10 protein-coding genes are annotated in these 15,315 nt (G+C 54.2%); 9 read left to right on the top strand and 1 reads right to left on the bottom strand.

Features of this window, described 5'->3' with window-relative positions:
* Positions 1-159 precede the first annotated feature (159 nt).
* The 8 genes from HMPREF2756_RS00605 (at position 160) to HMPREF2756_RS00570 (ending at position 11,554) form a co-directional block, all read left to right on the top strand.
* Positions 160-1,329, top strand: a complete 1,170-nt coding sequence (locus HMPREF2756_RS00605; protein WP_048755129.1) for an adenylate/guanylate cyclase domain-containing protein — start codon at positions 160-162, stop codon at positions 1,327-1,329.
* Positions 1,314-2,234, top strand: a complete 921-nt coding sequence (locus tag HMPREF2756_RS00600; protein ID WP_070617209.1) for a PP2C family protein-serine/threonine phosphatase — start codon at positions 1,314-1,316, stop codon at positions 2,232-2,234. The genes HMPREF2756_RS00605 and HMPREF2756_RS00600 overlap by 16 nt, the downstream gene beginning before the upstream one ends.
* A gap of 129 nt (positions 2,235-2,363) precedes the next feature.
* Positions 2,364-4,514: an NAD-dependent DNA ligase LigA gene (gene ligA / locus HMPREF2756_RS00595; protein ID WP_246825770.1), complete on the top strand. Its 2,151-nt coding sequence runs from the start codon at positions 2,364-2,366 to the stop codon at positions 4,512-4,514.
* 800 nt (positions 4,515-5,314) lie between these two features.
* Positions 5,315-6,010, top strand: a complete 696-nt coding sequence (locus HMPREF2756_RS00590) for a transglycosylase family protein (protein ID WP_179291497.1) — start codon at positions 5,315-5,317, stop codon at positions 6,008-6,010.
* 262 nt (positions 6,011-6,272) lie between these two features.
* Positions 6,273-6,569 (top strand): Asp-tRNA(Asn)/Glu-tRNA(Gln) amidotransferase subunit GatC, encoded by a 297-nt coding sequence (gatC, locus tag HMPREF2756_RS00585; RefSeq protein ID WP_004006192.1) that lies wholly within the window; start codon positions 6,273-6,275, stop codon positions 6,567-6,569.
* Between the two features lie 9 nt (positions 6,570-6,578).
* Positions 6,579-8,174, top strand: a complete 1,596-nt coding sequence (gene gatA / locus HMPREF2756_RS00580; RefSeq protein WP_070617205.1) for an Asp-tRNA(Asn)/Glu-tRNA(Gln) amidotransferase subunit GatA — start codon at positions 6,579-6,581, stop codon at positions 8,172-8,174.
* The gene (gene gatB, locus HMPREF2756_RS00575; protein WP_070617203.1) at positions 8,174-9,679 is read left to right on the top strand and encodes an Asp-tRNA(Asn)/Glu-tRNA(Gln) amidotransferase subunit GatB; all 1,506 of its coding nucleotides are present in this window, start codon (positions 8,174-8,176) and stop codon (positions 9,677-9,679) included. The genes gatA and gatB overlap by 1 nt, the downstream gene beginning before the upstream one ends.
* A 240-nt stretch (positions 9,680-9,919) precedes the next feature.
* Positions 9,920-11,554 carry an ATP-binding cassette domain-containing protein gene (locus tag HMPREF2756_RS00570; RefSeq protein ID WP_246825766.1) on the top strand — a complete coding sequence of 545 codons (1,635 nt, stop codon included), beginning with the start codon at positions 9,920-9,922 and terminating at the stop codon, positions 11,552-11,554.
* 241 nt (positions 11,555-11,795) lie between these two features.
* Here HMPREF2756_RS00570 and HMPREF2756_RS00565 read toward each other — a convergent pair whose 3' ends face one another.
* Positions 11,796-13,997: a S9 family peptidase gene (locus HMPREF2756_RS00565; protein WP_070617199.1), complete on the bottom strand. Its 2,202-nt coding sequence runs from the start codon at positions 13,995-13,997 to the stop codon at positions 11,796-11,798.
* Positions 13,998-14,276: 279 nt separating this feature from the next.
* On the opposite strand from HMPREF2756_RS00565, the gene HMPREF2756_RS00560 reads away from it, so the two are divergent.
* Complete coding sequence (locus HMPREF2756_RS00560) at positions 14,277-15,173, top strand: Abi family protein (protein ID WP_246825765.1); 897 nt, start codon at positions 14,277-14,279, stop codon at positions 15,171-15,173.
* Positions 15,174-15,315 lie beyond the last annotated feature (142 nt).

Genomic DNA, 15,315 nt, shown 5'->3' with positions numbered 1-15,315 from the left:
GCGGGCGAGATTTTTACCTGGTAAGGGTAGAATAATGTGGGCAAGCATACTTTTTATGTCTGCCCGGAAGAGCACACGGGTATTCTTAATGTGAAATATTGCACCCGAATACAGTGTGCTGCATATATCCAGGGGACAAGGAAGGAGAACTCAACGCCTATGACTCATGAGAGCCTATCTGGCGATAGCGTTGAGGCTACCCCGTATAAGAATCCCCGAACGTTGGGCCCCGAAACCCAGATGCTGAATCTGCGTATTCTGCAGAACCTAGCGCAAAATAATATTTACCGTGACGAAACCTCAAAAGAAGGCGTGCGCGTGCTTGAACGCGCTCTGCTGGGAGAGGGCCGCCGGTATAAACCTGGAGAAGCCGCTGCTGCCGCGCAGATGAGCCTTGAAGATGCTCGCCGGATCTGGCGCAATATGGGTTTTCCTGATATTCACGCCGCCGATCCCCATTTCACGGAACTCGACGTCAATATGCTCGAAGACCTGGAGAATCTCAACCGAACGAATCTTGTTGCGGAAGAGAGCATTGTCTCTTTGACACGGTCTGTAGGGCAGCTGACCGACCGCATTGTGGCGTGGCAGATTGAAACGCTGGTGCACGACATTATGGATCGTGACGGTGTAGACGATGCGCAGGCACGCCGTCAGCTTCTCTTCCGTCTTGCAGATCTCATGCCGGTTCTCGAAGAACTCGCACTTTACGCTTATCGCCGTCAAATGTATACGGGTGTTCTTCGTCTCGCTCTGCGCGAGAATAAAAAGCTGGGGCCGGAGCCAGCTCAGCTTCCCCTCGTGCGGGGTGTAGGTTTCGTTGATTTGGTGTCGTATACCTCCCTGGTTCGTAACCTGAGTGCCCCCGAATTAGCGCGTCTTATCAACCGTTTTGAACAAAGCTGCCTCGACATTATTGCTCCGAGTGGCGGGCGCATCATTAAGACTCTAGGCGATGAAGTTTTCTTCCTCACGGAGGCTCCCGAGGCTATCGCCGAGATCAGTCTGAAACTGGCGGAGCAAATCGGAAAAGACCCTGAACTGCCAGAAGTGCGTGTAGCATTTATTTGGGGCGAGGTCCTAGCGAATCGTGGAGATGTTTATGGTTCGAGCGTAAACCTTGCTTCACGGCTGGTATCTCTCGCGGAACCCGGTTCTGTGCTGACCGACAGCGAGACCGCCGAAACGCTCAAAGAGTATGGCGACCGCTTTACTCTGACGTACCAAGGCACACGCAACGTGCGTAGCTTTGGTAATGTAGACCCTGTGGCGGTTACGCCCGGCGCTAGTTACATAACGGAGAACGATACATCATGGCAACTCCCTTGAACCTGACCCTGCGCACCGGTGGTGCGACTCATCGTGGGGCTCATCGTGACAACAACGAGGACTCGATGGCTGTAGCGGGGTCTCTATGCGTGGTGGCCGACGGTATGGGCGGTCACGAAGCGGGAGAGGTCGCATCGCGGTTGTGTGTACGTCAGCTGGCGTATTCGCATTTTTTTACTCGACCCGGCGGTATGAGCGAAGAAGAACAAGAAAACTACCGCCAGCGTGTCGAAAAGATTAAACAGGACTACCGAGATAAAAATTCAAAGCAGCGTCATCGTCGTTTAACAAATGAACTGAACCATGAAATTGTGCGTGCCCTTGATCGCACACGTGAGATTTTGGGTGAAACGAACGACAGTATTAAAGATGCGCTCTCGCGTTCAGGCGGTACCACCGTAACCGGCGCGTGGCTTACCAATATAGGTCAGCAGTACCTGTGGGTTGTCTTTAACATTGGCGATTCTCGTACATACCGGTTGATGCGTGAAGACGATGGTATTCACCATGCTGAAATGGAACGCCTGCCGGGCAACGAGGGCAATGTATCTCTTGAGCAGGTCACTACTGATCACTCTGAGGTTCAATATCTGGTGGATGAAGGGCAGATTACTCAGCTTGAAGCCCTAACACACCCGCGCAGAAATGTGATTACCCGTGCACTAGGTACAGGTAATTTTTGGGAACCCGATTTTTGGGTGCTTCCCGCACGAGCGGGTGACCGTCTGATGCTCTGCTCGGACGGTCTTTCTGGCGAGCTTTCCCATGAATATATGGCGCGTGTTCTTACCTCTATACGTCACCCGCAAGATGCCGCCGATGTGCTTCAGCATGAGGCGCTGCGCTCGGGCGGTCGCGATAATATTACCGTGATTGTTGCTGACGCCATAGAAGCGCAAGACTAGTCTTTCCCCGTGACATTAACCGGCGCATCGGGGAAAGCGAACGGTTAGACTAGTGGGGTGACTGAAAATCTTGCTGAAACTCCCGCATCCCTTGACCGTGCCCTCAAGGCGCTAGATTCGAGCGCTGAGCTGACCGATACTATTCGCGCCGAATATGCCGAGCTGACCGATACTATTCGCGCCGCCCGGCATGACTACTATCAGGAAGATGCCCCGACTCTCTCGGATGCCGAATATGATAGGCTCTACCGCAGGCTTGAGCAGATTGAGGCACAATATCCCGCGTTGATTGCTAACGATTCGCCTACCCAAGAGGTAGGTGGAGAAGTCAGCGAGGCTTTTTCGCCGGTAACCCATCTGGTACGCATGTACTCCCTTGAGGATGTTTTTTCTCTTGAGGAGCTTCGGGCATGGCTAACAAAGGCCGAGGAAAATACCCGTCTTCTCACGGGTGCCGCACCGCAGTGGCTTACGGAGCTGAAAATTGATGGTCTTGCGGTCAATCTGCTGTATCGTAACGGTGTATTGGTGCGTGCGGCTACTCGTGGTGACGGCACTACGGGTGAGGATGTAACCCACAACGTCCGCACTATAGCCTCAATCCCACAGAAATTAGCGGGGGAGAACCATCCGGCGGAGCTTGAAGTACGCGGCGAGGTTTTCATTTCATCGGCAGACTTCAAGAAACTCAACGAAAAAATGGTGTCTGAGGGGAAGAACCCGTTCGCCAACCCCCGAAACGCTGCGGCAGGATCCCTGCGCCAGAAAGACTCTGCCGTGACCGCTGAGCGCCCTCTGAGCATGTATGTTCACGGCGTGGGCTCGCGGACCGGGCTAGACGTGAACTCCCAGTACCAAACCTACGAGCAATTGGCCGCTTGGGGGCTTCCCACCAGTCCATACAGTAAACTTTTTACTTCAGTCGATGATATTCTTCGGTATATTGCCGAGTACGGTGAAAAGCGCCATTCTTTGGTGCACGAGATCGACGGCATTGTCATCAAGGTCAATGACTTTGTAGCGCAGACTCAACTGGGGTATACATCGCGAGTGCCGCGCTGGGCTGTAGCGTATAAATACCCGCCCGAAGAGGTTAATACCAAGCTTCTCGATATTCGCGTGGATGTTGGTCGTACCGGCCGCGTAACTCCCTATGGTGTGATGGAACCCGTGCTTGTCTCGGGCTCTACCGTTGAACGCGCGACCTTACATAATCAGGATGTGGTGAAGGCTAAGGGTGTGCTTATCGGGGACACCGTGGTTCTTCGTAAGGCTGGCGACGTGATTCCCGAGATCGTGGGGCCGGTGGTTGCTCTTCGTAACGGTCATGAACGCGAGTTCGTTATGCCCACCGAGTGCCCTTCCTGCGGTACGACGTTGGCTCCCGGTAAAGAGGGCGACGTCGATATGCGCTGCCCCAATTACCGTTCCTGCCCGGCGCAGCTGACCGAGCGCATCTACTACGCCGCGTCGCGGGGTGCTTTCGATATTGAAGCACTCGGCTTTGAGGCGGCTAAGGCGTTGACAGCTCCCGCCGAGCCTGAGCAGCCTCCGCTCACGAGTGAGGCGTTCCTCTTTGATCTCACCGCCGAAGATCTACGCGATGTGAAAATTCGCCGCGAGAAGAAGGTCAAGGGGGTGGGTACCGGCAAGTTTGAGCTTGTTCCGTATTTCTATACGAAGCCCACGAAGGCAAAGCCAGAACCTGTTCCTACGAAGAACACGCAAAATCTCTTCGTGGAGCTTGAGAAAGCAAAATCGCAGCCTCTCTGGCGCGTGCTTGTGGCCTTATCGATTCGCCATGTGGGGCCTACTGCGGCGCGTGCCCTCGCCACCGAATTTGGCTCTATGGATGCGATTGCCCAGGCTGACCGGGACAGGTTAGCGGCTGTTGATGGTGTGGGCGGCGTTATCGCCGATTCGATTATCGAATGGTTTGCAACGGATTGGCATCGCGAAGTTCTTGCCCGTTGGGCGGATGCCGGTGTGCGTATGGAAGATGAGCGTGACGCGTCAATAGAACGCACGCTTGAAGGCGTGACCGTGGTTGTGACCGGAACCCTTGTGAACTATAGCCGTGACAGCGCGAAGGAAGCGATTATCGTGCGGGGCGGGCGTGCCTCCGGGTCTGTGTCTAAGAAGACCCATTTTGTGGTCGCCGGAGCCTCTGCGGGGTCAAAACTCGATAAGGCCGAGGCCCTGGGAATTCCGGTTCTTGATGAAGACGGGTTCACGAAACTTTTGGCCCACGGGCCCGATGCGCTAGCACCGGGGGAGTAGGACTCTTACTCCGAGTTATCTACCAAATAACGGCGAAAGGTTACGCTGTATAGCTGGTATTTGGTGTGGGGTAGCGCAGCTGCATGATGTACTGCGATGAAGGGCCTGAAATCCGGTAATAGGGTTGTTAACGCCCGAAAATAGTTCCATATGGGGTGATTTAAGCACATAATCTCCCCAAAGATCGTACAGATATGCTAAGGCGCGCCATCGCACCGCAGAACTGTTAAGTGGGTTGGGCTCACGTCGTCATGAACCCTTAAAACACGCCGCAAGCGAAAAATTTTTAAATGGGTGCAGGGTCACTATTACGAAATGATAAAGCCTACCCCCGGAAACAGAATATAGAAGAGTCGTTCTTGTATGCTTCCTTGGTATGGCAATGGATGAGTAGGAATCGAGGTTTTAAAAGTTTGAACTTAACCTACCCTGAGTTAATTTACCTGGGAGTTCCCAGTGAGAACTCAGAACGCTTGCTGAGAGCATAGGAGAGGTTGGAATCTTGAGTTTTCTCAGCTATCTTTATCTGCAGAACGATTCCTTTATTGGGAGTCAATCAGAAATTTAGTTTTGGGACCGGAAACCCCAAAACGATGCCCGGTTCTACCGCACGTCCCCACGTGAGGATGCGCCTCTGCCGTCTACCCCGCAATACGCGACTATGGTGGAAGCGTGAATCACGTGGATAGCCGCTCACATGGTAGAGCCTCGACAAGTAATCAATTTGTTAAAACGGGTGAGCGGTAACGCTATGAAGCTCCGGGGACGGAGTGAGCGTGGATGGCCTTATTTGGAGCATTATGAAGAACACTTCCGCAATCCGCCGTACTGTTGCTGCTCTCGCTATTGGTGGTGCAGCTGCAGCCGCTGCCGCGCCTGCTGCAAACGCAGCACCGGCATCCACCTGGGATGCTCTGGCACAGTGTGAGTCCGGTGGTAACTGGGCAATCAACACTGGCAACGGTTTCTACGGTGGTCTGCAGTTCACCCAGCAGTCCTGGAACGGTGTCGGTATGTCCGGTTCCCCCATGAACGCTTCCCGTGAACAGCAGATTGAGGCAGCAGAGCGTCTGCTTGCACAGCAGGGTTGGGGCGCATGGCCCGCATGCTCCTCGAAGCTCGGTCTGTCCGGTAACGCAACCCCCTCCTACACCGATCCCGGTGCAGCTCAGCAGGAGGTAGCACCTCAGGCACAGGCTCAGCAGTCCTACTCCGAGCCCGTTCAGGAAGCAGCACCTGCTGCTCCCGCACCTACGACTCAGGCTCCTGCTCAGGAAGCTCCTGCAGCACCTGTTCAGGAAGCAGCACCTGCAGCTCAGGCACCCGCAGCAACCGCTGCTGGCACCTACACCGTGCAGTCCGGTGATACCCTCTCCGGTATCGCTGCTCAGCTCGGCGTTGCTGGTGGTTACCAGGCAATCGCAGCTGCTAACACCGACGTTGTCTACAACGTTGACCTGATCTTCCCCGGTCAGGTTCTGAACATCCCTGCATAATTTAGGGAGTTCACCTTAACGTAGACATATGAGCCCCATCTTCCTTCGGGAAGGTGGGGCTCATATACGTCTAGGCACGATACTGCCCTTTTACACTTCAGACTTTTATGAATGCCAGAGCGAAAATCTATTCTGTGCAGGCTATAGGTTTGGAGTCCCTGCAAATCTAAAAACTCTCTCGCTAGATCACCAATACGTCAGCATACCTGCGAGCCGGCGGGTACACTAGATAGAGAATTGAAAGTATACCTAACGGAGAATCATGTCTGCCATCACCACCGAGCAGGTTAAGCACCTTGCCGAACTGGCACGCATCGAGATGACCGAGGACGAGCTCAACGCTATGGCGGCAGAGCTCGATATTATTGTCAGCTCGATGGAGCATCTGTCTGAAACCGTCACCCCAGACATACCCCCAACCAGCCATCCGATTTCGCTTCAGAACGTCTTGCGCGAAGATGTTGTGGGGCAGACCCTCACCCAAGAAGAGGCGCTTTCAGGCGCCCCCGATGCGCAGGACGGCAAATTCCGCGTGCCCGCAATTCTCGACGAAGACTAAGGGGAAGACGTGAACGAACTTATTGTGCTCACTGCGGCTGAAGCCGCTCAAAAACTTGCAGCCGGTGAGATTTCTGCCGTTGAGCTTACCCGGGCGCATATAGATCGCATTGAAGCAACCGATGGCACCCCACTCAGCGAGAACCGCGCTGACGGTAAAAGCGGTCTGAACGCTTTCCTGCACATCAACCGTGAGGAAGCCCTGGAGACCGCGCAGGCTGTTGATGCTGACCGTGCGGCAGGTCAAGAGCTGCCCGCGCTCGCTGGTGTACCCATCGCTGTTAAAGACTTGATTGTCACAAAGGGACAGCCCACCACCGCTGGATCGCGCATGCTTGAAGGATGGATGAGCCCCTATGACGGTACCGTAACTCGTAAGGTGCGTGCAGCACGCATGCCAATCTTGGGGAAGACTAACCTCGACGAGTTTGCTATGGGTTCCTCGAACGAGCACTCGGCATTCGGCGTAGTTCGTAACCCATGGGCGCTTGATCGTGCCCCCGGCGGCTCTGGCGGCGGATCTGCCAGCGCTGTTGCGGCTTTCCAGGCTCCCTTAGCTCTTGGAACTGATACAGGTGGATCTATTCGCCAGCCTGCCTCCCTCACCGGTTCTGTAGGCGTAAAACCGACTTACGGTTCGGTATCCCGCTACGGCGTAATTGCTATGGCATCTTCACTTGACCAAGTAGGTCCCTGCGCTCGTACCGTGCTCGATACCGCGATGCTTCACGAAGCTATCGCTGGCCACGATCCCTTGGACTCTACCTCTTTGACTGAACCAGTCGGTCCTTATGCAGCTCAGGCTCTTGAGGGCGCCAACCCTGAATCCCTCAAAGGGATGCGCATCGGCGTTATTAAAGAACTCGGTGGCGGTTCCGGCAGCGGCTTCCAACAGGGTGTTCTTGACCGTTTCCACGACGCCCTAAAGCTGCTGGAGAAGGCTGGGGCTGAGGTTGTAGAAGTTTCCCTTCCTTCAGTGAAGGAAGCGATTAGCGCTTACTACATGATTATGTCCTCCGAGGTATCTTCAAACCTGGCAAAATACGACGGTGTGCGGTACGGCCTGCGCGTTGTACCCGAAGACGGTCCGGTGACCATTGAGCGCGTCATGGCAGCTACCCGCGAAGCTGGTTTTGGCGACGAGACTAAGCGCCGCATCATTTTGGGTACCTATGCGCTTTCAGCGGGTAACTACGATGCCCACTACGGTGCGGCATTGCGCGTGCGCACCCTCATTCAACGCGATTACACCGCGGCTTTCGAGAAATGCGATGTGCTGGTTTCTCCGACTTCGCCAACAACCGCCTTCAAACTGGGTGAGAAAACTAAAGGTGACCCCATGGCGATGTACTTGGGCGATGTGGCAACTGTGCCAGTAAACCTTGCGGGGGTTCCCGCGATTTCACTCCCGGCAGGCGTTGCTGACGAAGACGGATTGCCTGTGGGCATACAGTTCACCGCCCCCGCACGCGAGGATGCACGCCTGTACCGAGTGGGTGCCGGTTTGGAAGCGCTTCTGAATGATACCTGGGGCGCGCCGTTCTACACCCGCATTCCCAACACCGAAAATCTGATTAGCGACTTTGACTTTGGGGGTACCAAGTAATGAGTGAAGAAGTCCTCAGCTTCGAAGAAGCCATCGAGAAATATGATCCGGTGCTTGGTTTTGAGGTGCATGTAGAGCTCAATACAAACACTAAAATGTTCGATGCCGCTCCGAACGTTTTCGGGGATGAACCGAACACCAATATCACCCCGGTCTCGCTTGGACTGCCCGGTGTGCTTCCCGTGGTGAACAAGGTTGCAGTTGAATCAGCTATTAAGCTGGGTCTTGCCCTGGGATGCGATATCGCACCTATCTCGTATTTTGCGCGTAAAAACTACTTCTACCCGGACTCCCCGAAGAACTTCCAGACCTCGCAGCATCACGGTCCTATTGCTGAGAACGGCAAGCTGGATGTGGAACTCGAAGACGGAACCGTCTTTACCGTCGAGATTGAGCGCGCACATATGGAGGAAGACGCCGGTAAGCTCACCCATGTGGGCGGTGCCGACGGGCGCATCCAGGGCGCGGTATTCTCGCTGGTGGACTACAACCGCGCCGGTGTGCCGCTAATCGAGATTGTGACCCGCCCGATTGTAGGTGCCGGCGAACGTGCGCCCGAACTGGCACGCGCCTATGTTGCAGCGATTCGTGAGATTGTCAAAGGTTTGGGTATCTCGGATGCTCGCATGGAGCGCGGTAACGTGCGATGCGACGCAAACGTGTCGCTCATGCCCAAGGGGAGCGAGAAATTCGGTACTCGTTCGGAGACGAAGAACGTTAACTCCCTGCGCTCGGTGGAACGTGCGGTACGCTATGAGATTCGCCGTCACGCTGCTATTTTGGAGCGTGGCGAGAAAATTCAGCAGGAAACCCGCCACTGGCATGAGGATACTCGTGAAACCTCATCGGGCCGCCCCAAGTCGGATGCCGACGACTACCGGTATTTCCCGGAACCCGACCTGGTGCCCGTAGTACCCGAGACGGCTTGGGTTGAGGAGCTGCGTGCAAGTCTGCCCGAGCCTCCTGCGGAACGTCGCCGCCGGTTGAAAGCGGAGTGGGGGTACTCAGATGAAGAGTTCCGTGACGTGGTCAATGCTGGTGCTCTTGATGTTGTTGAGCAGACTATTGCCGCTGGGGCTAGCGCATCCGCTGCCCGCAAGTGGTGGATGGGCGAGATTGCCCGCCAGGCCAAGCAGGCCGAGGTTGAGCTGACCGCACTGGGTATTGAACCTGTAACCGTGGTGGAGCTTGAGACCCTGATCGCCGAGGGCAAGATTAATGACAAGATTGCCCGTAAGGTGCTGGAGCATGTGCTCGCTGGCGAAGGTAAGCCTGCCGAGATCGTTGAGGCTCGCGGTCTTGCCGTGGTTTCTGACGACGGTGCGCTCACCGCCGCCGTTGAGGAGGCTTTGGCGGCCATGCCGGATGTTGCCGATAAGATTCGCGCCGGTAAGGTTCAGGCGGCCGGTGCGATCGTTGGCCAGGTGATGAAAGCTACCCGGGGCCAGGCGGATGCGGCTCGCGTGCGTGAGCTTATTCTGCAGGCCTGCGGTGTGGAAGGCTAAAACCGATCCAACCCAGATAAGGCTCTCTGCTTGAGGGCTAAAAAGGCTCTTTATGTGAATCAAGCGTTTGAAACTCCGCTGTATTCACATAAAGAGCCTTCTTACGTTGCAGCATGGGGCAATAGCAGATATGCGGTGCGTTTAACCCTATACTGTAAAGTAGTGATGAACAACATAGTGGGTGCAGGGAGAGGAACACCAATGAAGGTTATGCGCAGCCTAAGACCCAGAACCCTTGTCATGCTTACAGCGTTGACCCTTATCTTGTCGGCCAGTTCGGTTCTTGAGAGCGTCATCATCAAATACTTGACTGATGCGGTCACATCTTATGACCGCATCCTCTTTGCGTGGATGCTAGCGGCTGTCCCCACATATCTTGTTGTTGACGCGTTTCTCCATTATGTACGCCAGTACCGTGCCGCTCTTGCCGGGGTGCAAATTCAGAATAATCTGCGTGCAGAACTGTTCCGCCGCATCGGGCTTTCTCCCGTAGTGCGGCTGACGGGCAGGAGCTCCGAATACTATTTTTCGCAGTTCACGAGTCAGCTTGAAAGCATTAAAACCAACTATATTGACGTTATTTTCTGGGGCGGATACCTCACCGCGCAGCTTATCTTCGCCATTGTGGCTGCTTTTATTCTGAACCCGTTCATGGCGTGCGCCGTTCTTGCGCTGAGCCTGCCGGTGGGGTTGATGCCGGTGCTGACTCGAAAACGTATTGGCGCCGTGACAAAAGCTTATGCCTCTCAGACCGATGCGTTGAACGAGGTTAGCGGTGATACGATCCGCAGCGCTTTGGGGTGGAAGATTCTGGGCGCATACTCATTCGTGGCTAAACGCTTTTCTGAAGAATTGAGTGAATGGTACGTGGCGGCGCGGAGCTATCAGCGCACGCAGGAGCGTGTAGACGCCGTCAATAGTATGTTCACGAAACTTCTGTATTTGGGAACGTGGCTTGCCGGTGGGGCGTTGGTGCTCTCGGGGCTATCGAGCGTGGGCGAGGTGGTCGCTTTTGCCCAGTTGACCGGTATGATCTGTATGCCGCTGTCTATGTCTACAGGTTTGCTGACCCAGTATTATGCAGGTCGTGAGATTATTCACAAGATTGACGCGGAAGTACCCGCTGTGGAAGATGACCGACCGGGCGAGCCTCTCACACTAGACGCAATTACCTATCGTGACGTCAAGCCGTTGGGCGAAAAGTCGGCGGGTTATGGTGTGAGTTTCATGTTTGAGACTGGTAAAAAGTATTTGGTGATTGGCGCATCCGGCTCGGGCAAATCTACGCTTTTCAAACCTCTTTTTGGAAATCACCCCGAATACAGCGGAACTATTGAGGTGTACGAATCGGCGCAAGTGCGCGATCTGCGTGAGATTGCCGAACAGGATATGCACGCTTCCTTGGGTCTGCTTGCGCAGGACAGCCATCTGCTGCACGATAGTCTGCGCGAAAATGTTCGCCTGTACGATCCGTCGGTGCCGGATGTGCAGATTCTCAGGGCTTGTGAGCGCGCAGGTCTGGGCGAGTGGGTTTCCGCGAGGGGTCTTGATTATATGCTGAGCGACGATTTGAGGTCGCTTTCCGGCGGGGAGAAACAGCGTATCTTACTTGCACGTATGCTCCTGCATGAACGCTCTTTCTATATTGTGGATGAGCTTACCACTGGGTTGGACCACGCTACGGCGGGACGGGTTGAGCGTGCTCTTTTCGAGAGCATGGAAGGGTTTGTTTACATTACGCACCGTACGGTTCCCGAGGTTTTGGCGGCGGTCGATGAGGTGCTTGTGATGGAAGACGGCGAGCTTGTAACCTCCGGAACCTGGGATGATGTGCACGCGGCCGCCCTAGAACGCGGGCTTGTGGGGCATTCCTGACAACCTGCTAAAAAGGCTCTTTATTCCAATAAAGCGTATTATTCGCCGCTTTATTGGAATAAAGAGCCTTTTTTGTGCCCCGAGGAAGGGGACGCATCGGAAGGGTATACCCGCTTATTCGGTAATCCCCAAGTTTGTCAGGATGAAGGCGTAATCCCACGCGATCTCACGCCAGCGGGCTGGAGCATGCAGATTCCGAGCGCGCGAGGTACCAAATCTGCGTGCGGAAGGGTATACCCGCTTATTCGGTAATCCCTAGGTGTGTGAGGATGAAGGCGTAATCCCAAGCAATCTCACGCCAGCGGGTATACCGTCCGGAACCGCCTCCATGTCCGCCGGTCATGTCGATCTTCAACAGTGGGGTGGGGGATGACGGGTCGATGGTTTCGCGCAGTTTTGCAATCCATTTGGCGGGCTCCACATAGAACACGCGTGTATCGTGCAAGCTGGTTACTGCCGCGATGGCGGGGTAGCGCACGGGGCGGATGTTCTCGTAGGGGGTGTAAGACTTCATGTACTCGTACACTTCCTTATCCTCAATGGGGTTGCCCCATTCCTCCCATTCCAAAGCAGAAAGCGGCAGGTCAGGGTCAAGGATGGTGGTGAGTGCATCCACGAAGGGGACCTGGGCTATTGAGACCGCATATTTCTCAGGAGCCAGGTTCAGCACGGCACCCATGAGCAGTCCGCCCGCGGAACCACCGTAGCAGGCGATACGTGCAGGGTCCACCCATGGCTTGGTCGCTAGGTAATCGGTGACATCCACAAAATCAGTGAATGAGTTCTTCTTGTGCAGCTTCTTGCCGTTGAGGTACCAGGTGCGCCCCATCTCGCCGCCACCGCGAATATGCGCAATCACGTACACCACCCCGCGGTCCAGAATCGACAGTGTGGGGATGGAGAACATGGGGTCCATCGAAATTTCGTAGGATCCGTAAGCGTACTGAAGCACCGGATGCGGCTGCGTCAGGTCAAGATCGGCACGGTGAATCACCGAGATAGGGATGAGGGTTCCATCGGCGGCGGGTGCCCAGTCACGGTAGGCACGATAATCCTCACGCTGATAACCCCCAAGCACCGGGGTCTCGCGGCGCAGAAGTAGAGTCTGTGACATGGGGAAGTAATCGTATACGCGGCGTGGAGTTAGGAATGAGGTGTAGGCGATACGGATAACCGGGGAATAGTTTTCGGCACGCAGCACGCCAGCGGTGTACAGTTCCTCATCGAACCCGGCAGGCTCCATGAACGTGATGCCTGCGGGCTTCTTGCGGCGCCATTGCACGGGTAGCTGTTCCCGCGGGGCAAGGAACAGGCGTGTGGTCGTATCCGCGCGGGCGGTCACCACCAGGTGGGTCGCAGAGAGCGTGAACCCTTCAAGGCGAACATTTTCGCTGTGGCGAATCACCGGAACCCAACGCTTCGAATATTCCTCTAAAGATTCGCCGTCCTTCGGCATATCGGCGAGCACCAGCTCCGAGTTCAGCGCCTTATAGTCGTGCTGAATCAGCAGATGGGTTTCACCGGCAATCGTGATCGGCTCCGCCTGGTACTCAATGCGTGCATCCCTCGGAATGATTACGCGTGGCGGGCTCTTCGGCTCGGCAATAGGCACCAGGCTAACCTCGGTAAACTCGGAGTTGCCGCTGGAGAGTACGATTGATGAACGGTCGGCGCTCATTGCAGAGCCCAGCCACATGGTGGGGTCAGTTTCCTCGTAGATCAGGTGGTCTTCGGTGCCCGCCCCAATATCGTGCACATACACGCGGTAGGGCCGCCACGAATCGTCCGGCACAGTGTACACGAGCTGCTGCGCATGGTTGATGAAGAACGACCCGCCGCTAATATTCGGGATGGTATCGGGCAGGAACTCGCCGGTTTCCAGGTTGAGGAAGCGCTGCTCGTAACGTTCGTCGCCCTTCTCGTCCACAGAAATGCTCAGGAGCTTACCGTTACGTGAAGGCTGGAACACGCCGAGTGCGAAGAACTCCATGTCTTTGGCGTAATCATTGCAGTCAAGCACCACCGATTCGCCCTCTAGCGGCTCGCCGGGCTTAATAACCGGGGGAGTGTAGCGCACCACCTCGTCGCCCTCATGCAGGGCAGGGTAACGGTAGAAAATCGGGTACTGACCGCCGGGAACCATGCGGCTGTAATACCACCAATCGCCGATGCGGTTCGGCACCGTCAAATCTGTGAGCAGGGTGCGGGACTTAATCTCCTCAAAGATGCGCTCGCGTAGCGGCTGCTGATCCGCTGTGACGGCGGCGGTGTAGTCTGCCTCCGCGTTCAGGTAGTCGAGGACTTCCTGATTTTCTTTATCGCGCATCCACTCGTAATGGTCGATAAAAGTATCACCGTGATACTCACGAATATGCTCAACCTTTTTAGGGACGGGGACGAGGGGAACTTCTTCTGTCTGCGTGGTGTTCGATGCGTCGCTCATGGGGCTCCTTGATTCAGGCTCGACTAGTTGGCGAATGCTTTGTTAGCTTGTTCTCTAGTGTAGCGACTTGAGAGGTAAATTACTGCCCTAGCACGGTTTTTGGGGTGATATTGGGATCAAGAACGTGTAGAATGGAGGCAATCGTTCAGCCCGCCTCGATTTACGTTGAGAGTGGGCTGGATCTCTTTTTGTATATCAAAGGCGGATACATTGGGAACAATACCTCTAAAGCCACCAACGACGCTTGAGCAGCAGATTGAGCGGTTACGTAAGCGGGGGATGAGCATCGAAGATGATATAGCTCAGCAGTGGCTAAGTAATATCTCTTATTACCGTTTGTCAGCGTATTGGTATCCGAATCGAATTATAACTAAAAATTCTGATGGACAAATATGTAGAGGTGACCTGTTTATGCCCAGAACCTCGTTTGAAGATGTTATAGCTCTTTACGAGGCTGATCGTAAGCTTCGTACGCTTATTCATGATGGTATCGAACGTATTGAAGTAGCTTTACGAGCTCGTATTGGTGAGTTGTTAGTTTCTGAAGGATCACTAAGTTATCGTAATAAGATTATATTTCGGCCTAATTTTAAACATGAAGAATGGCTAGAAACTGCTGATAAACGCGTTTCTCGTGCTATGCGACGTAATGAATCTATTAAGCATTATGCAGATCAATATGGTGGTCAATACCCTTTTTGGGTTCTTGCTGATGTCCTTGATTTTTCTGATATTTCAAAGCTTTATGAAGGGTTGAAAACAACTGATCAATATAAATTGGCGGAAGATTTAGGCGTGAATATTGACCTAAATCTGCTGTCTGCAAACCTGCGGAGGAAAACACTTCGCAGTCATCCACTTGTACGCTGGTTTGAGCAGCTATCCATTGTGAGGAATACATGTGCTCATCATGGAAGACTCTGGAATAAGTCTTTTACCCCTGCCTCTACCAATGCTTTGCGTACGGTACATGGGCTTTCTACTTTACCTGACGGGCAAAGTGGACGGATCTATGGCACTCTTGTCCTTATGGCATTTTTGTTGCGAACTATATCCCCTCATTCATCGTGGCAAGGAAAAATTGTTAATCTTCTTGAGGATAAATTTATACCGAATCCAATAGTATCCATGAAAAGCATGGGTTTGCCGAATAGTTGGTCCGGCTCCCTTTTATAGGCCTAATAAGAATTGTTATTCTTTTTAATAACTTGCCCTTCGGAGTTATTTGCAGTGCTAAAACTGTGCTATCAACTAGTTTGAGACAGATATATCCCGCAATAACGATGGTAAACCAGAAGGTTTTTACCGGGGGGGGGGT

It is taken from the genome of Rothia sp. HMSC067H10 (genome assembly GCF_001810635.1).
Lineage (GTDB): Bacteria > Actinomycetota > Actinomycetes > Actinomycetales > Micrococcaceae > Rothia > Rothia dentocariosa.
The sequence above is the reverse complement of the archived record's forward strand: the minus strand, read 5'-3'. Positions and strand labels throughout refer to the sequence as shown.

Coding starts and splice junctions, on each gene's coding strand:
- HMPREF2756_RS00605 (WP_048755129.1), top strand. CDS start 160: ATGACTCATGAGAGCCTATCTGGCGATAGCGTTGAGGCTACCCCGTAT.
- HMPREF2756_RS00600 (WP_070617209.1), top strand. CDS start 1,314: ATGGCAACTCCCTTGAACCTGACCCTGCGCACCGGTGGTGCGACTCAT.
- HMPREF2756_RS00590 (WP_179291497.1), top strand. CDS start 5,315: ATGAAGAACACTTCCGCAATCCGCCGTACTGTTGCTGCTCTCGCTATT.
- gatC (WP_004006192.1), top strand. CDS start 6,273: ATGTCTGCCATCACCACCGAGCAGGTTAAGCACCTTGCCGAACTGGCA.
- gatB (WP_070617203.1), top strand. CDS start 8,174: ATGAGTGAAGAAGTCCTCAGCTTCGAAGAAGCCATCGAGAAATATGAT.
- HMPREF2756_RS00570 (WP_246825766.1), top strand. CDS start 9,920: ATGCTTACAGCGTTGACCCTTATCTTGTCGGCCAGTTCGGTTCTTGAG.
- HMPREF2756_RS00565 (WP_070617199.1), bottom strand. CDS start 13,997: ATGAGCGACGCATCGAACACCACGCAGACAGAAGAAGTTCCCCTCGTC.
- HMPREF2756_RS00560 (WP_246825765.1), top strand. CDS start 14,277: ATGAGCATCGAAGATGATATAGCTCAGCAGTGGCTAAGTAATATCTCT.